Origin of the sequence: Nocardia camponoti (assembly GCF_014646135.1) — a bacterium.
GTDB lineage: Bacteria > Actinomycetota > Actinomycetes > Mycobacteriales > Mycobacteriaceae > Nocardia > Nocardia camponoti.
This window is the reverse complement of sequence record NZ_BMMW01000004.1, coordinates 432,042-449,732: the sequence shown is the minus strand read 5'-3', so window position 1 is coordinate 449,732 and position 17,691 is coordinate 432,042. Positions and strand designations below refer to the sequence as shown.

The window sequence follows — 17,691 nt, the reverse complement described above, 5'->3', positions numbered from 1 at the left end:
ATGCGGTTATCGCCCGGCGCAGGTGGACACGTCGGGCGGCGGGAGCGGGCGCACGGTTGGCCCGCTGGACGCGGCGGCGCTGAGCTGGGGCACATGCTCACGGCGCGGGGTTCGGTGTGAGTAGCCCGGGGTTGGGCGATGCGTTGACGCTGGATGAGGCGTCACGAGCGGTTGCTGAGACGTGGGGTGGGAAGGTCGATGCGATCGAATGGCGAAGTGCGCGACCGCTTTCCACGACGGTGCAGGTCAGTTCGGATGTGGGGCCGCTGATCGTGAAGCGGTTGCCAGCGCGGGTGCGTGACCTGGCTGCATTGGGGGAAGAGCACCGATTCGCGAATCACCTTCGCGCTCAGGGTGTTCTAGTGCCGGAGATGCGTGCGACCGCGTTTGGCGATGTCCCGCGCGGACGCTCGGATTCAGACGGCCTGGCGCGGCGTGACAGTGCTTTGCAACGCGACAGCGCTGTGCGAGGTGACGGTGCTGCGCAGCGTGACAGTGCTGTGCGAAGCGACGACTTTGGAGCAGTGGCTGAGCCCGTGAGCTGCGACGACCCTGGCGAGACGGCCCTCGAACGTGGGCGCGTACACGGCGCGTACGCGTACGAAGTTCAGCGGGTTGGGGAAGGCCAGGATCGGTATCGGGCCGACTTCTCCTGGTCGCCCTATCGCGACGTCGACGACGCGCAAGGCTCCGGGGTCGCGCTCGCTCGGTTGCATCGCGCCGCACAGGGATTCGATGCGCCAACGCGACAGCCGCGCCCCCTCATCGCGAGCATGTGGTCCGACGTGCACGCGGCCGTTGAGGCGGCGATCGCGGAGCGGCCCGCGGTCGCGCGGATGCTCGTCGGTCGCGACTGGCGCGCGGAGATCCCGCAAGCAACGGCGAACCTTGATGGCGCGCAACCACTTTGGACGCATGGCGACTGGCATCCGACGAATCTGCTCTGGACCGGGCACGAGGTGACGGGGGTGCTCGACTTCGGGCTGGCCGACCGCACAACCGCCGCGTTCGATATCGCGACCGCCATTGAGCGAACGATGATCGACTGGGTCGCGCTGCGCGACGGGGGCCCGGCGAACGCGCGAACCGACCAGCTAACCGCGCTGCTCGATGGCTACCAATCGGTGCGCGCGTTGTCGGCAACGGACAAGCGCCTGGTGGTCGAACTACTGCCGCTCGTGCATGTCGGGTACGAACTGTCGGAAATCGACTACTTCCTCAGCGTCGCCGACGACGAGCGCGCCGAAGAGGCGTACCACGACTGGCTCGGCGGCCATTTGCGCTGGTGGGCGAGCGGGGAGGGCGCGGCGTTTGTCGCGCGGGTTCGCAGGGCGCTGGGGACTTAACGGCGCGACTCCACCGGGCTCACCCGGATCCTCACCGGTCATCGCGGGTGGCGCAGCCCATTCGGGGCGCAAAGAAGTGCCGCCCGGCGCGCGCAAGGAAGTGCTGCCCGGCACGCGAGGAAGTGCTGCCCGGCGCGCAAGCGAATGCTGCTCGGTGCGCAAGGAAATGCCGCTCGGCGCGCAAGGAAGTGCCGCCCCGACGATCCCCGGATGCGAAACGAGGGTCGGCGGGGCGGCGGCGGTCGCCCATCGCGGCGGGCGACCGGGTCTTACAGGCGGGCAGCTAGGCGCGTGCCCTGGTCGATCGCGCGCTTGGCGTCGAGTTCGGCCGCGACGTCCGCGCCGCCAATGAGGTGCAGGTCGATTCCGGCCGCGCGCAACGGCTCTTCCAACTCGCGCACGCTCTCCTGACCGGCGCACACGATCACGTTGTCGACTTCAAGCACGCGCGGGTTTTCGCGGTTTTCGCCGAAGCTGATGTGCAGACCAGCGTCGTCGATGCGCTCGTAGTTGACGCCGCCGACCTGTTCAACACCCTTCGCCTTCAGCGCGGCGCGATGGACCCAACCGGAAGTCTTGCCAAGATCCTTGCCGAACGGCGTCGACTTCCGTTGCAGCAGAACAACATCGCGCGCGGCGGGCGCCGGGTTCGGGCGCTTGAGCTGGCCCTGGACCTGCTCGTCGTCGGCGTCGACGCCCCACTCCTCTTTCCACTCGTCGAGCTTCAAGGTGGGGTGGCCCTCGGTGACGAGGTACTCGCTGACGTCGTACCCAATGCCGCCAGCGCCGATCACCGCGACCTTCTTACCAACCGGCCTGGACTGCTTCACCAGTTCGGCATACGACAGCACCATCGGGTGGTCGATGCCGGGGATGTTGGGGATGCGGGGCCGAACGCCGGTCGCGAGGATGACCGAGTCGTAGCCGCCGTCAAGCAGTTCCGTCGCGGTGACGCGGCGACCCAATTCAAGGTTCACGCCGGTCAATTCGATCTTGCGCTGGAAGTAGCGGATCGACTCGTCGAATTCTTCTTTGCCGGGAATGCGACGGGCGATGTCGAACTGGCCGCCAATGCGGTCGTCGGCTTCGAAAAGGTCGACGGTGTGGCCGCGCTCGGCGAGATTCACCGCAGCCGACAGCCCAGCCGGGCCGGCCCCGACGACGGCGACGCGCTTGGCTCGACGCGTCGGCAGCAACCGCAACGTGGTCTCGCTACCCGCACGCGGGTTGACCAGGCACGACACCTTCTTGTTGCCGAACGCGTGGTCGAGGCAAGCCTGGTTACACGCGATGCAGGTGTTGATTTCGTCGGCGCGATTCTCGAAAGCCTTGTTGGCCCACTCGGGATCGGCGAGCAGCGGACGCGCGAGCGAGACAAGCGCCGCGTCGCCGCGCGTGAGGATTTCCTCGGCAACCTCGGGCATATTGATGCGGTTCGACGCGCACACCGGCACGTCAACCGCACGCGCGATTTTCGCGGTGAATTCGACGAACGCCGCGCGCGGCACCGACGTGACAATCGTCGGCACACGCGCCTCATGCCAGCCGATATCGGTGTTGATGATATCGACGCCGACTTCCTCCAATTCCTTTGCCAGCGCGATGATTTCTTCGAACGTCTGGCCCTTTTCGACCAATTCGGCCATCGACAACCGGAAGACGATCACGAATTCCGGGCCAACCGCCGCGCGAATGCGACGCACGATTTCCACCGGCAGGCGACGACGATTCGCCGGGGTGCCACCCCATTCATCGGTGCGCTTGTTCACGCGCGGCGCGAGGAACTGGTTGAGGAAATACCCTTCACCGGCCATGATCTCGCAGCCGTCGTAGCCTGCGAACTCGGCGAGCTTGGCGGTGTTGACGTAGTCGTCGATGGTGCGCTCAACACCCTTGCCCGACAACGCCTTTGGCTTGAACGGGTTGATCGCCGACTTCACCGCCGACGCCGATACGCTAAACGGTGTGTACGAATACCGGCCAGCGTGCAGGATCTGAATGGCGATCTTGCCGCCTTCGGCATGCACGGCCTTGGTGATCACCCGGTGCCGATATGCCTCGGTTTTGGTGGTGAGTTTGCCGCCGAACGGCGCGAGCCATCCCGTGCGACTCGGCGCGTAACCGCCGGTAATGATGAGGCCAACGCCGCCGCGCGCCCGTTCGGCGAAATAGGCGGCGAGTTTGTTGGTGTCCCACGCGCGGTCTTCGAGACCGGTGTGCATTGATCCCATCACCACGCGATTGCGCAGGGTGGTGCGACCGAGGTCGAGTGGTGAGGATAAGTGGGGATAGGCGGTCATGATGACACATCACCTTTTCTCGGTCGCAGTGTTGCTAGTACTTCGTCGCACCAATCGAGATAACTGGCTTCGGTGCGAATTCCGCCGCGCAAAACCAGATATTGATGCAGGGCGGTGCCGGAGAGCTGATCCGGCGCGGGAAAGAATTTCTTTTCGCTCGCGCGATACTCGTCGAGGCGAGCGGCATGCTGGTCGCGATGACGGGCGATCTCGGCGCACAGCGCGTCGACATCGCCAAAGGCGGCACCGCGAATCTTGACGCTGAGTTCATCGCGCAGGGGCGTTGACACCGACGGTTCGGCGATCCACCTGCGCAATTCGGCCTCGCCACCAGTGGCGACCGAGTACACCTTCTTGTCGGGTTTGCCCTGCTGATCGACCGATTCCACGGTCACCCAGCCGCAATCCTCCATACGCTTGAGTACCCGATAGATCTGCTGATGCGTCGCGCTCCAGAAGTAGCCGATCGACTTGTCGAACCGGCGGGCCAGCTCGTAGCCCGTGCCGGCGCGTTCGCTGAGCGAAACGAGGAGCGCGTGCTCAAGTGCCATGCTCGTCAGAGTATCCGCAACGGCCGGTACTATGCAACCAGGTTCATATGGCTTGACGGCGTGCCGAAACGCCGGTGTGGACTGCCGGACCGTGCTAGCGCGATTACGCTTCGCCCATGAGCGTGGTGAACGCGTCCGACACCGTCGGCGAGGCGGCTGGGCGCGGCCCGGTAGTGGCATGGGGACTGTGGGACTGGGGTTCGTCGGCATTTCAAGCCGTCACGCTCACGTTTGTCTTCTCGGTCTATCTCACTGACAAGGTCGGCAAAGACCTGCCCGGCGGGATTTCGGCGAGCGCGTGGCTTGGCTGGGCGCTCGCGGCGGCAGGTGTCGTCGTCGCGCTTACAGCGCCGGTGTCGGGCCAGTATTTCGACGCGGTCGGCTCACGCAAGCGCGCACTCGCGACGCTTACCGGCCTCACCGTCGGCGCGATGGCGTTGATGTTCTTCGTCCACGACGACTACCACGACCTGTGGTTGGGCCTCGTGCTCCTCGCGTTCGCCTCGGCGACGTTCGAACTCGCTGGCGTCCCCTATAACGCGATGCTGCGGCAGGTTTCCACGCCAGCAACGGTGGGCCGAGTCTCCGGATTCGGTTGGGCGATGGGCTATTTCGGTGGCATCGTGCTGCTGCTCATCTGCTACGTCGGGTTCCTCGCTGGCGACGGCGACACGCGCGGCCTACTCCAGATGCCAACCGACCAGGGCCTCAACGTGCGCCTCGTCGTCGTGCTCGCCGCGGTGTGGTTCACGGTATTCGCGCTGCCCGTGCTGTTCGTCGTGCCGGAAATGCCGCCGGTCAAGGCCAAGGCGCGGGTGAGTTTGCTCAGCTCCTATCGCGTCCTGTGGGGCGATGTGCGCGAATTGTGGGCGGCCGACCGGCACGTTGTGTGGTTTTTGCTCGCGAGCGCGGTCTTCCGCGACGGGCTCGCTGGCGTTTTCACCTTCGGCGCGGTGCTCGCGGTGCAGGTGTTCGGCTTCGCCGACGCCGACGTGCTGCTGTTCGGCATCGCGGCCAACGTCGTCGCTGGCATCGCCGCGATCCTCGCCGGTCGCTACGACGACCGCCTCGGCCCCAAACGGGTCATCGTCGGCTCGCTCGTCGGCATGATCGCGTGCGGGATTGTGTTGCTGTTCCTCTCCGGCACGCTGATGTTCTGGATTTTCGGCCTCGCGCTCACGGTGTTCGTCGGGCCTGCCCAGGCGTCGGCGCGCTCGTATGTGGCGCGCATGGCACCGCCGGGACGCGAAGGCCAGCTGTTCGGGCTCTATACGACGACCGGTCGCGCTGTGTCGTTCCTCGCACCAGCGATGTTCGGCCTGTTCGTCTGGGCGTTCCACAGTGACCGCGCTGGCATCGCCGGACTCGTTATCGTGCTTGCCCTTGGCCTCGCCGCGCTGCTGCCGGTTCGTGCGCCGAAAGACCCCGTGGAATGAGTGCACACGTGTGATGGCTCACAGTCGATTGGCAAGATCATTTGTGTGTACACCTGTTCGCTGATCTGAAAAGGCCAGCGTAAGAGGCGGTTTAGCGGTGGTCGGGCGACCAGACGCCGATGCCAAGCGCGATCAACCGCATCTGCATCACCGTGCGGGCGATGACGGCGCTTTCTTCACGCGGACTCGCGTCGACGAAGGTGCCTATACCCTCGGTGACGGTGCTCACGAGCAGGTCAGCGGCCACTTCGAGCTGCTGCGGACTCCATGAGTCGAGCGCGGGGATGCGCGAAAGGTCGGCGACGATCTCGCGCACGATGAGCTGCATCTCGCTCGCGATCGCGGTGCGCAGTGCCGCGCTGCCGCCATTGCGTTCGCGAATGAGGAAGCCGAAGATGGCCCGTTTGCCCCTGACCTGGTCAAAGACGAACCGGACGGTGTCGTCGACGGTGGCGTCGGGCTTGCGGCGAACACCACGCAAGGCGAGACGCAACGCGGTGACGCCCTCGTCAACCAGGGTTGCGCCAAGGTCCTCGATAGAGGCGAAGTGGCGATAGAACGCGGTTGGCACAATCCCCGCTGACCTGGCGATTTCCCGCAAACTCAGGGCCGCGAAACCGCGCTCGCTCGCGAGGGTCAATGTGCCATCTAACAATGCGGCACGCGTCTGAGCTTTGCGTTCGTTGCGCGAAGCCGTCTGTCCGCCCTGCTCAGTCACAACGCTGAGCATACATCCGTCCACCATAGCTTCAGCTCTAGTCATGTAGTCCGCCTCACATTTTTGCCGGTTGACAGGGTAGTGGGTGCATCCGGCACACTGGTGAGTGTACAGACGTGCACTGAAAGTTCGCACGCCGACAATGACTAGGGGTAACAGACATGGTGGGACTGCTCGACTTGGTGCAGACGCTGACGACGCCGCACCCGTTGGACCGGTACCTCGAGCTCGTCAACCCCGCGCTCACCGCGCGTGAGTTGCGTGCCGAGGTCACCCACGTCTCGCATGCGACGCCCGGCTCGGTCACCCTCACGCTTCGCGCGTCGCGGCAGTGGCGCGGACATCGCGCTGGCCAGTACGTGCAGATCGGTGTCTCGATCAACGGTGTGCGCCACACGCGCTGCTACTCGCCGATCGACCCGGAGACCAAGGGCGACCGCTTCTTGCAGCTCACCGTCAAGGCGCACCCGGGCGGCCTGGTCTCGAACTACCTGCACGACAACGCGAAGCCGGGCCTGGTCGTCGACTTGGCTCCTGCCGCAGGCGTTTTCGAGCTGCCGTCCCCGCGTCCGGCCCGCGTGCTGTTGATCAGCGGCGGCAGCGGCATCACTCCGGTACTGTCGATGTTGCGCACCCTCGACGCTGAGGGTTTCGCAGGCGACGTCACGTTCTTGCACTACGCTCGCGACTTCGCCGCCGTCCCGCATCGCGCCGAGCTCACCGCGATCGCCAACCGCCGCCCCAACTTCCGGGTCGAATACCGCTACCCGGTCGAGCCGGGCACCATCGTCAACGGTGAGCCGTCCAAGGGCAGTGGCTTCTTCGATCGCGCCGAACTCGACCAGGTCGCACCCTGGTTCGCCGACGCACAGACCTTCGTGTGTGGCCCGGGCCCGATGATGCGCGCGGTCAAGGCCATCTTCGAAGCCGAAGGCCACGGCGACCGAGTGCACTCCGAAGAGTTCACCCTCACCACGGTGCCAACCGATCCCAGCGAAGCGACCGGCGAGGTCACCTACTCGGGCAGTGGCGTCACCGCCGACAACACTGGCGCGACCATCCTCGAGCAGGCCGAAGCCGCTGGCCTGACCCCCGAATACGGCTGCCGGATGGGGATTTGCTTCTCCTGCACCGCGACAAAGTTGTCAGGGTGCACGCGTAACGTGCGCACTGGTGAGCTCGACGCCGAGCCCGACAAGCAGATCCAGATCTGCGTCAACGCGCCGGTCGGCGATGTCGACATCGCGATCTGACCCTAATTCCTAAGTCCTCAACCAACTTTCGCTCAAACACACAAGGGGAGAAAATTATGACGATCCTGACTGAAGGCAAAGACGGCCCGGTCATCCTCACGCCCGAGCAGGTCGAAGAGCTCGGCCGCGAGCTCGACGCCATCCGCGCCAGCGTTGTCGAAGACCTCGGCGAGCGCGACCGCGACTACATCTACAAGGTCATCAAGGCCCAGCGTGGCTTCGAGGTCGCTGGCCGTGGCCTCATGTACCTCGGCTTCCTTCCCCCGTTCTGGCTGGCTGCCGTTGGCGCGCTTGGGGTTTCGAAGATCCTCGACAACATGGAAATCGGCCACAACGTCATGCACGGCCAGTACGACTGGATGCGTGAGCGCGGCGTGAACTCCCGCGAATTCGACTGGGACACCGTGTGCCCGGCCGACCAGTGGAAGCACAGCCACAACTTCATGCACCACACCTACACCAACGTCCACGACATGGACCGCGACATCGGCTACGGCATCCTGCGTATCGACGAGGGCCAGAAGTGGCACCCGTACTACCTGGGCAACCCGCTCTACGCGTTCCTGCTGATGGTGTTCTTCGAGTGGGGCGTCATGGTCCACGACCTCGAAGCCGACAACATCGTCAAGGGCAAGCGCAAGTGGGCCGACCTGAAGCCGCTGCTCAAGGGCCAGGCGCGCAAGGCGGGCAAGCAGGTCGTCAAGGATTACGTGGCCTACCCGCTGCTCACCGGTCCGCTGTTCTTCCACACCCTCGCTGGCAACGCCGCTGCCAACCTGGTCCGCAACATCTGGACCTACTCGATCATCTTCTGCGGGCACTTCCCCGCTGGTGTACAGACGTTCACCGCCGAAGAGTGCGAGGTCGAGACGCGCGGTGAGTGGTATGTGCGCCAGATGCTGGGTTCGGCAAACATCAAGGGCAGCAAGCTGTTCCACATCATGTCGGGCAACCTGTCGCACCAGATCGAACACCACCTGTTCCCCGATATTCCGGCCAACCGCTACCCGGAGATCGCCCCGCAGGTCAAGGCACTTGCCGACAAGTACGGCCTGCCGTACAACACCGGTCGTTTCTCCAAGCAGATCGGTTCGGTCTGGGCGAAGATCTTCGTGCTCTCGGTGCCGGATCGTTTCGTCAAGAGGGCACCGAAGCCCGGTGTTATCGTCATGCGTAATCGGAAGGCAACCGAAGTGAGCGTGTAAATGGTCGGCAAATTCGAAAGCAACAAAGATCTGGTTCAGGAATTGACGACCTCGGGTGCGAAGCGTGTCGGTGCTATCGCCACGCTGATCACCCAGGTTGTCGCCGATGTCACGCGCGAAATCGGTGAATTCGTCACCGATGTCATCGAGATGCGGGAGGCGGCGGTCGCCGCTCGGCGCGATGCCGCCGAGCAGGAACGCTCATCGGTTCAGTATTCGGAATTCGTCGACGACGATCCCGAAGGCGACATCGACGTCGCCGAAACGGCTAAGGCAGACGAAGACGTCCTCACCGTCGACGACGTGATCGTTGCCGAAAAGCCGGACCAGATTAAGTGATTCACCAGACTGGCAGCCGCCGCCGATGCTCGGTCACATCAGTGACTAAATCGCGGTAACCGTCAGTCAGCTCGGCCAAACGGCACCACAGCAGATGGGTTCGATCAGCCCACTGCCGTGGTGCCGTTTCGTTTTGCTCGGTGCGCAAAGCGCCTTGTGCGGCAACCCATTTCGCGGCGAGTCGGTCGATTACCGCGCCGAGGGATTCGGTGTGCAGCGAAGCGCCGGTGCGGTGCGCGACGTGCGCGGCGACCCAGGCGTTGATCCTCGCGATGTATGTGTCGCGTTCGGCGTCGATCTCGGCTCGCTGCGTTGCGGTGGCGAGTTCGCGTCGACGGTGCGCGTCGGCGAGATGGGCGGCGGCGGTCAACACCGCGTGCGGCCACGAGTCGGCGTGCTCTTGCCCGACGAACGCGCGTAGTAAATCCGCGGGCGGGGGCAGTTGCACTGTGGTCGTGTAATGCTCGTGCTCAATCGACATGCTTTGCCCCTTGACGAAAAGCCGCGACGTTGCGGGAGAAGACGACCCGGGTTTTGCGCACCGGGTAGTTCCAGGTAAGCGCGTTACTGCCGAGCGAGCAATAGTAAGGTGTATAAATCCGCTGGTCGGAGGGAAATCGTTATGCCGCGATTACGGATGGGTCACCCAAGCATCACTCTCGGCTAACCTGCCACCATGCCCGCTTACGTGTCGTCACCTGAGTTGACGTTCGGATTCCTTTTCGCGCTTGAGGATCCCGAGCGGATCGCCGATGTGGTGCGCACGCTCATGGAACGCAAAGCGGTTTCGGTGTTTCGCCTCGCACGGCTTTCCGACGACGACGGTCCGCCGCAGCGCTACGTCGTGAATTGGGCTGCCATTCCCCAGATTTCGATCACCACCGCGGCTCCCGACGAGGCGGAGCTACGCGCTAAAGGCATCCTGTTGGTCAGCGCGTTCCTCGGCGAGAACGGCGATGTGAGCATGTACGCGGGCAATCACGACTGAGCTAGCGCGCTGATTCGTAGATGCGCCGCACGACGTCTTCGATGCCCGGTTCTTCGATCGACAGGTCGCGCACCTTCGCGCGGTCGCTCACCATCGCCAAAAGTTCTGCCGCCGTTGTCTTTTCGGCGTCGAAAGCTAGGCGCTGCCGCATGCCGCCAGCCTCGCTGGACAGCAGTTGCGCGTCGCCAAGATCGTTGAGGTCCGGCGTTGGGGCGGCCAGATCGACGACGAGTACGCGGCGTGCGCCGACGGTCGCGCCGAGACCGGTGAGCGAGCCGTCGTAGACGAGGGTGCCGTGATCGACGACAAGTACGCGCTCACATAGTCGTTCGATGTCGCCCATGTCATGGGTGGTGAGCAGCAACGTGGTGCCACGATCGATGCGTTCGGCACGGAGAAATTCGCGTAGTCGCTGTTTGGATAGCACGTCGAGCCCGATGGTTGGTTCATCGAGAATCACCAGCTCAGGCGAATGCAGCAGGGCCGCGGCGACTTCCGCGCGCATCCGCTGGCCGAGGGAAAGCTGGCGAACCGGGGTGTCGAGGGTGTCGGCCATTTCCAACTGTTCGACCAGCTCGTGTGTGCGTTTATCGGCGACGTCGGGGTCGAGTCGATGAATTGCCGCGAGGATCGAAAACGATTCGCGCAAGGGCAGATCCCACCACAGTTGCGAACGCTGGCCGAAGACAACGCCGATGCGCGACGCCAACTCGCGGCGCTGTCGCACCGGTTCGAGCCCGCACGTGCGGACGCTGCCCGAGGTGGGGACAAGGATGCCGGTGAGCATTTTGATCGTCGTCGACTTGCCAGCGCCGTTCGCGCCGATATAGCCAACCGCCGCACCGCGTTCAATCCGAAAACTCATCCGATCGACCGCGGTGATGGAGTCGCGATGCCTGCGCCACCGACTCCCGTTCTTGCGATAGACCGTGAACGCGCGGGTCAGATCGACGATGTCGACCGCCGGTGTGGTGTGCTCGTTGTTGATCACTAGCCCCCTCCTCCCTGATAATGCCGTGTTCCGACGCGCCATGCGGCGGCAGCGAGCAGCCACACCCATGCGGCGGCGACCGGCGTCAACCAGGCCGACCACGCGGGCAACAGTGGTGGACCCGGCAGGCCGAGCAGCGCGATCGTTGGCACGTAGGCGGTGAACGCGACCGGGATCGCGAACCCGAAAAGCAGCTTCAGCGGGGTCGGGAACACCGACGCGGGCTGCATCGCGGCAAACGAGCCGCCATAGGTGAAACTGTTGGTGAGCTCGGCGCCGTCGATTAAGAAGAACTGTAGGCCTGCCGCACACACGAAAAGGCCACAGAACAGGGCGATTCCACTCACCAAGGTGATCACGATCAGGATAACTGGCGCGATGCCCCAGTCGATGGGGTTGCGACACAACCCAACTACCAGCACGATCACCGCTACCGCGGCGCGTGCGAGTCTGCGCAGTGAGATATCCGAAGTGACGAGTTGCAACAGAAGTGGTTGTGGGCGTAGGTGATACGCGTCGAGGGTGCCCATGCGGATCATGCCCGGCAGCGAATCGAGGTGACCAACAATCACTTGCGCGAGCGCGAACGAGGTGTTCGACAGGCCGAAAAGCAGCAGCGCGCCGTTGGTGTTCAGTCCGCCAAGCGTTTTGACGTTGTGGAAGATCACCCACACCTCGGCGAACTCGACTAGCCCGATGAGGAAAGCGCTGAACACCTCGGTCGCGAAGGAAAGTCGGTAGACCTGTTGGGCTTTCACACGCGAACGCAATACTGCGGAGTAGGGGGTGAACCAGGTCCCGGCGAGGATGCGTCCTCCGGAGTCTGGTTCAACCACCCTGTATCTCCAACCTGCGACGTCCGGCCCGCAGCATAACGCGGCCGAGCAACGCAATCGCGATGACCCAAAAAGCTTGCGCCGCAACGGTTGTCACCGCTTCGCCGCCGGAGATGCGCCCAGAAAGCGTATCGATCGGCGCTTGAAGAATCGAGGGGAACGGAGTCGCGTGCGCGATGGTCGCGAGCCAGTTCGGGAACATGTGCACGGGGACGAACAGACCGGCGAGGAAAGTTCCAACGATTTGGTAAAGCACGCGGAACCCACGGATCTCGACGACCCAAAAGCCAAGCAGCGCAACGGCGAACAGGCACAGGAACGACAGCGCGACCGCGAGCAGCACACTGATCAGGCCGAGCACGTACGACAACGGTGACGTTGGCATCGCGAGCCCGAAGGTGGCCGCGCCAACTAACACGCTGGGGATACCACGTGGCAGAAACGCGCACGCCGCGCGGCCCATGTCGGAGGCTAGGTAACCGAGTTGCACGTCCACCGGGCGCAGGAAGTCGATCGCGACGTCGCCGGATTTGATGCGGTCGACCAGGTCGATCGGTGGGCCCATGAACTGGGTAGCGCCAAGCAATCCTTGGGACAACCAGACGTAGGCGCCGATGGTGCCTTCGTCGTAGCCACCGAAATTGCCGCCCGCGCTGCGCACCGCGGCGACCATCACCGCGGCACGAACGAACCCGAAAACGCAATTGGTGAACAGGCCAGCGAACATGGCCAGCTTGTACTGAGCTTGCCGTTTGAACCCGGCGCGGGCGAGTTGCCAATAGACCCAGAGGTGGCTGCGTTTAGCTCGGCGATGTGGCGCGGGGCATCGCGCGACGGCAAGCCGTCCGTCCCCCTCCGCATTGCCGCGCACAATCAGCCAACTCTAGTCACCGACACCGAAACGCTTCGGCGATTCGGGCGAAAACGGCACCTAAGTTGGGTGCGTCGCTCTCGACACGCCGACTTGCGGTGTGCTTGATAAGGCCGTGTAAGTCCTGGTTAGTCCTTGGGGAAACCGGTGGCGAACAGGATCGCAATGATCACGGAGCTGACCACGGAAACGGCAAGGATTGTCCACATGGTTGGACAGATTACCGGTTGCTGCGACCGATCAGTCCGAGGGGCCCATCAAGGCGGGTTTTGCCTGCTGCGGTTACCGAGGATTGCCCTGTCGCGGCGTTAGGGTCGGTGGGTGAGTGGTCGGTAACTTCGTTCGAAGGATGGGCTACGTTGAAGCGTTCAATGCTGATTCCCGCGGTTTTCGCGGCTGCGATTCTTGTTCTTGGTGGATGTTCGGATGACTCGTCGAAGAGTCCGACGACCTCAACGACATCCGCAACGTCAACAACGTCTTCGGCGGTGACAACGACGGCACACGGTGGCCACCACACCTCCGCTCCCGGCGGCGGTCCGACGGGTGCCGACGGTTCGACAGGCAACAACCTTTCGCCCGAGTACTGCGCGAAGAACCAGGACCCAGGCTGCCCAGCTGGCTCCTACGTTGGCCCGAACGCGATCCAAAACCCGAACGGCGACGGAACATGGGTGCCGTGTGAGGGCACGATCTGTACCAACCCGAACCACGGGGCAGGCCCGTCAACGCCCCCGTCGATGATGCCGAACCCGAACGGCGACGGCAGTCAGGTCCCGTGTGAGGGCACGATTTGCACGAACCCGAACCACGGGGCGGGCCCGTCGACGCCACCGTCGATGATGCCGAACCCGAATGGCGACGGCAGTCAGGTCCCGTGCGAGGGCACGATCTGCACGAACCCGAATAATGGTGCGGGAGATGGGAACTAATCGGCCGATGGGTGCATAGCTGATCGGCATCAGTCTGATTCGGAGTTCGCTGACAGCAGCGCATAAGCTTGCTGTCTGCGATCGTTCTCCGCCTCAGGAAGATGTCGAGTTGCTGCACACGTTCATTGATGAGTCGTACGGCAAGGATCACTACTACGTTGGCGGCATCGTTTTTACCGCTGATCAGGTTCGGACACTTGAGAATTCGCTAATGGACTTGAAGAAGGCGGCGGCCCTCAAGTTTCCAGAACTTGGCGACGTAGATAGCTTGGAATTTCACGCGCATCGGATCATGCAGGGGCAAAACGAGTGGAAGCCATTGCTGGGTCGTCCCCACGAGGGAGTCTGGATATGTCGGTCGATTATTCATGCGGTGGTCAACGCGGGCGGGCGTATCCACCTGCAGGGCGTTGATGTCGCTCGCCTAAACGCGCTGTACCGGTATCCCGACACCCCGTACCGCGTGAGCCTTCGGCATCTGCTTGAGCGAGTGAACGAGCACTGCGAGACCGCTGGAATGACGACCAAGGTCACCGCAGACATTTTGGACGAGCATGGCGAGGCGACCGCGGCGATCGCTGGCTATGTCCGGCGCCCGACACCTGGCTACCGGCCAACGCGGCTGGCGATGATCGAACAGCCGCTGACCTATGTAGATTCGTCTTCTTCGCTGGGCGTGCAGGCTGCCGACGTGGTGACCTACGTGCTGCGCAGACACTTAGAGGAAAAGACGGCGCACCCGAAAGCGCAGAAAGCCGCCCGTTAGCTGTTTAATGCGGCCAAACCGAATCTCGACTCGTGCCGGAAGTGGCGCCCTTAGATAGCTCTACGGCCCCCGAGTTACCGGGGGCCATAGGCGGACAACATGACCGGTATCCGGCATGTCGTTACTGCCAGCGTAGCGAAATCCCTGATCAGGGGCAATAGACAGGGGGCACGATGCGGGGTGAGTGCTACTGCTGCGAAGTGCGTGTGCCCCGGAGCTTCGGTAGGGGGAGCGGGACCAACGCTGCTGGGGAGCCTGCCGGGACGGTCGGGTTCGTGGGGGATGTCGGGGTCAACACGCGGTATGGCTGGTCTTGGGGTGGGCGGGCGTCGGATTCGCCCTTGTTCGGCCACAATGCGGATGCGCGTTCGGCCTGGGCCGCGATCGTCAAGGACGGGTTCACGCCAAGATTCGCCGACACTGCCGCGCCGTCGACCACACTCAACGTCGGGTAGCCGTATACGCGGTGGTAGGCGTCGATCACGCCCTTGTCGCGGTCGCTACCGATCACCGCGCCGCCGAGGAAGTGGGCGGTCGCGGGGATGTTGGCCAACTCGCCCCAGCTGCCGCGCGCGTCGCCGTCGAGTTTGTCGGCAACGCGACGGGTGAAGGCGTTGCCGATCGGGATCCAGCTCGGATTCGGTTCGCCGTGGCCCTGTTTCGTCGTCAACTTTCGACCGAAGAGGCCGCGTTTGGTATAGACGGTGATCGAATTGTCGAGCTGCTGCATGACGAGGGTGATGATGCTGCGCTCACTCGCACGGCGCATGTCGAACACCCGCAGCATCGCGGCGGGGTGCCGCAGCACCGCGAGCAGGAAGCCGACCCAGCGCGGCAGGCGACCACCGCCGTCGACCATCAACGTCTGCAACAAGGTCAGGAAGTTCGACCCCTTGCCGTAGCGAACGGGTTCCAGGTGCGTGTCGTCGGTTGGGTGCACCGACGAGGTGATCGCGACGCCGCGCGTGAGGTCGCGATCGGCGGAAACCTTCTTGCCGACCGCGCCGACGATCGACTCGGAATTGGTGCGCGTGAGCGAGCCGAGTCGATCGGAAAGCTCCGGCAGAATCGCTTCGTCGCGCATCTTGTGCAACAGGCGTTGGGTGCCGAGGGTGCCTGCGGCGAGCACCACGTTCGATGCCGAAATCGTCGGCGCGGACTTGCGCACCCACGCGCCCGTTCGCTCGGTTTCGACGTCCCAACTGCCGTCAGCACGCGGACGCAACGCCGACACCGTCGTCATCGGAATGATCTGTACCCCAGCCTTTTCCGCGAGATACAGATAATTCTTGACCAGCGTGTTCTTCGCCCCGAACTTGCACCCGACCATGCAGTCGCCACACTCAACGCACCCGGTGCGCTCAGGACCGGCACCACCGAAATACGGGTCGGCGACGGTCTTGCCTGGCTCACCGAAGTACACGCCAACTGGCGTCGCGACGAAGGTGTCGCCGAAACCCATCTCGTCGGCGACGGATTTGAAGATCTCGTCGGCGGGCGTCATGTGCGGGTTTTGCACGACGCCGAGCATCTTCTTCGCGCGGTCGTAATAGGGGGCGAGTTCGGTTTCCCAGTCGGTGATGTCGCGCCACTGCGGGTCTTGGAAAAACCGGCGCGGCGGAACGTACAGCGTGTTCGCGTAGTTCAGCGAGCCGCCGCCGACGCCAGCACCGCCCGCGATGAGCACATCACGCAGCAGGTGGATGCGCTGAATGCCGTAGCAACCGAGCTTGGGTGCCCACAGGTAATCGCGCACGTGCCAGTTGTTTTTGGGCAGTTCGGCGTCGGCGAACCGGCGCCCGGCTTCGACGACGGCGACCCGGTAGCCCTTCTCGACAAGGCGCAGCGCGGTGACGCTGCCACCGAAGCCGGAACCGACGATCACGACGTCGAAGTCGACGGGCGCATTCATGCTTGTGCTCTCCTCAAGTGGCGTCGGCGTTGACGCTCAACCCCGAAAGATAGACAGAAAGTACGAACCTGTCGATCGTTTCTAGCTAGCCAAATGAGATGCGGGTCACGCTGGGAAAGGCCGATTGCGGCAGCCGCGACTACTCGACCTCGGGCGCGCGAACCTCCGATGAGCGCGCCGAACGGTAATCGCTCGGCGCACTTCCCGTCCACCGATGAAACGCGCGACGGAACGCGCTCGCCTCCGAAAATCCAAGTCGCACAGCAAGGTCCGCGATCGTCTCGTTGCCATGCACGAGCGCGGCGACGGCACGGTCGCGCAAGATCTCTTCCTGAATGCGCCGCTGACTCGTCCCTTCCGTGCGCAGCAGGCGACGCATGTGGGGCGCGCTCATCGTCAAGTGACGCGCGAGATCGTCGGCGCTCAGCCACGGGCCGTTCGGGTCGCGTTCCAAAACCCTGCGCACGCGTGCGGTCGTCGTCGCGCCTTGACGCTTCGTGTACAGCAACACCCCCGGTGCGTCACGCAGAAACTCCTTCAACTCGGCTTCGCTGCGCACTACTGGTTTGGTGAGCAGTTTCGCGTCGAGTGACATCGCGGGTCGCGGTGCGTTGAACGTGGGCCGGATGCCGAAAATCACCGCGTACTCGTCGGCAAGCGACTCGGCGTTAAACGGAAACTCCAAGGAGCGCAACGGGATTGAGCTGCCAATCAGCCATTCGGCGAAGCGCTGTACCCCACTCGCCATCGCGAACGCGACAACGGGATCGAGACGTGCGTCGGCGGTGATGGTCGCCGCGTCGTCGTCGATCGTCAACGCCCAGCGGATGCCGGTGCTCACGCCGCCAAGTTCGATCATGCGCACCAATGCCGAACGCAAGTCACGGGTGTGGACCAGCGTCAGGCCAGCCAGTCGGAGTGTTCCGCGCGGGAGCGGTCGCGGGCCGAGACCCAACAATTCGTCGTCGGTCTGCTCCCACAACGCCCGCATCACCCCGGTGACCTGCTCGGGCGTCATGCGCGCGCGGTCTTCGGCGTAGAGCCGCCAGTCGAGACCAGCGCCGTGCAGCGCGCCTTCCAGGTCGACTCCACGCTTGAGTAGCGACTCGATCGTCGCTCGGAAAAACCGCATCGGAATGGTGTGCGCCACGAGGCTCCTTCGAAGGTGACCGGCTCGCACCATACTCGCCATGCTCGTTTCGGTCCCCTAAGTGGCCCGTTGACGTCCTCGTTGGCAGTGACCCAGG

Annotated in this window: 16 protein-coding genes and 1 pseudogene; 8 read left to right on the top strand and 9 right to left on the bottom strand. The window is 63.9% G+C overall.

The window, feature by feature from the left end; translation table 11 throughout:
* Positions 1–524 precede the first annotated feature (524 nt).
* The gene (locus tag IEX78_RS20640; RefSeq protein WP_188830659.1) at positions 525–1,346 is read left to right on the top strand and encodes a phosphotransferase; all 822 of its coding nucleotides are present in this window, start codon (positions 525–527) and stop codon (positions 1,344–1,346) included.
* Between the two features lie 269 nt (positions 1,347–1,615).
* On the opposite strand, the gene IEX78_RS20635 is transcribed toward IEX78_RS20640, so the two are convergent.
* The gene (locus IEX78_RS20635) at positions 1,616–3,646 is read right to left on the bottom strand and encodes an NADPH-dependent 2,4-dienoyl-CoA reductase (RefSeq protein ID WP_188830658.1); all 2,031 of its coding nucleotides are present in this window, start codon (positions 3,644–3,646) and stop codon (positions 1,616–1,618) included.
* Complete coding sequence (locus tag IEX78_RS20630) at positions 3,643–4,197, bottom strand: PadR family transcriptional regulator (RefSeq protein WP_188830657.1); 555 nt, start codon at positions 4,195–4,197, stop codon at positions 3,643–3,645. Before IEX78_RS20630 ends, IEX78_RS20635 begins: the two co-directional genes overlap by 4 nt.
* A gap of 116 nt (positions 4,198–4,313) precedes the next feature.
* On the opposite strand from IEX78_RS20630, the gene IEX78_RS20625 reads away from it, so the two are divergent.
* Positions 4,314–5,633 carry an MFS transporter gene (locus IEX78_RS20625; RefSeq protein ID WP_188830656.1) on the top strand — a complete coding sequence of 440 codons (1,320 nt, stop codon included), beginning with the start codon at positions 4,314–4,316 and terminating at the stop codon, positions 5,631–5,633.
* A gap of 91 nt (positions 5,634–5,724) precedes the next feature.
* Here IEX78_RS20625 and IEX78_RS20620 read toward each other — a convergent pair whose 3' ends face one another.
* Positions 5,725–6,378, bottom strand: coding sequence for a TetR family transcriptional regulator (locus tag IEX78_RS20620; protein ID WP_188830655.1), 654 nt, complete (start codon positions 6,376–6,378; stop codon positions 5,725–5,727).
* A gap of 134 nt (positions 6,379–6,512) precedes the next feature.
* Between IEX78_RS20620 and IEX78_RS20615 the strand changes: the two genes are divergently transcribed.
* The 3 genes from IEX78_RS20615 to IEX78_RS24415 are packed head-to-tail and all read left to right on the top strand — an operon-like array spanning position 6,513 to position 9,148.
* Positions 6,513–7,604 (top strand): ferredoxin reductase, encoded by a 1,092-nt coding sequence (locus IEX78_RS20615; RefSeq protein WP_188830654.1) that lies wholly within the window; start codon positions 6,513–6,515, stop codon positions 7,602–7,604.
* Positions 7,605–7,660: 56 nt separating this feature from the next.
* A complete protein-coding gene (locus tag IEX78_RS20610; RefSeq protein WP_188830653.1) occupies positions 7,661–8,809 on the top strand; it encodes a fatty acid desaturase family protein in 1,149 nt (382 codons plus the stop codon).
* Positions 8,810–9,148, top strand: a complete 339-nt coding sequence (locus IEX78_RS24415; RefSeq protein ID WP_229684155.1) for a hypothetical protein — start codon at positions 8,810–8,812, stop codon at positions 9,146–9,148. It abuts the gene before it with no gap.
* A gap of 1 nt (position 9,149) precedes the next feature.
* On the opposite strand, the gene IEX78_RS20600 is transcribed toward IEX78_RS24415, so the two are convergent.
* Complete coding sequence (locus IEX78_RS20600; RefSeq protein ID WP_188830652.1) at positions 9,150–9,629, bottom strand: DUF4254 domain-containing protein; 480 nt, start codon at positions 9,627–9,629, stop codon at positions 9,150–9,152.
* 195 nt (positions 9,630–9,824) lie between these two features.
* Here IEX78_RS20600 and IEX78_RS20595 point away from each other — a divergent pair, with 195 nt between their 5' ends.
* The gene (locus tag IEX78_RS20595) at positions 9,825–10,136 is read left to right on the top strand and encodes a hypothetical protein (RefSeq protein ID WP_188830651.1); all 312 of its coding nucleotides are present in this window, start codon (positions 9,825–9,827) and stop codon (positions 10,134–10,136) included.
* Position 10,137: 1 nt separating this feature from the next.
* Here the strand turns inward: IEX78_RS20595 and IEX78_RS20590 are convergent, their stop codons facing one another.
* Genes IEX78_RS20590 through IEX78_RS20580 form a run of 3 tightly spaced genes read right to left on the bottom strand, consistent with a single transcriptional unit; the run spans position 10,138 to position 12,690 of the window.
* A complete protein-coding gene (locus tag IEX78_RS20590) occupies positions 10,138–11,127 on the bottom strand; it encodes an ABC transporter ATP-binding protein (protein WP_229684151.1) in 990 nt (329 codons plus the stop codon).
* Complete coding sequence (locus IEX78_RS20585) at positions 11,127–11,963, bottom strand: ABC transporter permease (protein WP_188830650.1); 837 nt, start codon at positions 11,961–11,963, stop codon at positions 11,127–11,129. The genes IEX78_RS20590 and IEX78_RS20585 overlap by 1 nt, the downstream gene beginning before the upstream one ends.
* On the bottom strand, positions 11,956–12,690 hold the full coding sequence (locus tag IEX78_RS20580; protein ID WP_188830649.1) for an ABC transporter permease: 735 nt from the start codon (positions 12,688–12,690) through the stop codon (positions 11,956–11,958). The genes IEX78_RS20585 and IEX78_RS20580 overlap by 8 nt, the downstream gene beginning before the upstream one ends.
* A gap of 677 nt (positions 12,691–13,367) precedes the next feature.
* Between IEX78_RS20580 and IEX78_RS24410 the strand changes: the two are divergent.
* A pseudogene (locus tag IEX78_RS24410) lies at positions 13,368–13,766 on the top strand (hypothetical protein); the annotation flags it as partial.
* Between the two features lie 109 nt (positions 13,767–13,875).
* Positions 13,876–14,532, top strand: coding sequence for a DUF3800 domain-containing protein (locus IEX78_RS20570; protein WP_188830648.1), 657 nt, complete (start codon positions 13,876–13,878; stop codon positions 14,530–14,532).
* Positions 14,533–14,719: 187 nt separating this feature from the next.
* Here IEX78_RS20570 and IEX78_RS20565 read toward each other — a convergent pair whose 3' ends face one another.
* Positions 14,720–16,444 (bottom strand): GMC oxidoreductase, encoded by a 1,725-nt coding sequence (locus tag IEX78_RS20565; protein ID WP_188830647.1) that lies wholly within the window; start codon positions 16,442–16,444, stop codon positions 14,720–14,722.
* A gap of 139 nt (positions 16,445–16,583) precedes the next feature.
* Positions 16,584–17,594, bottom strand: a complete 1,011-nt coding sequence (locus IEX78_RS20560) for an AraC family transcriptional regulator (RefSeq protein WP_188830646.1) — start codon at positions 17,592–17,594, stop codon at positions 16,584–16,586.
* Positions 17,595–17,691: the final 97 nt, after the last annotated feature.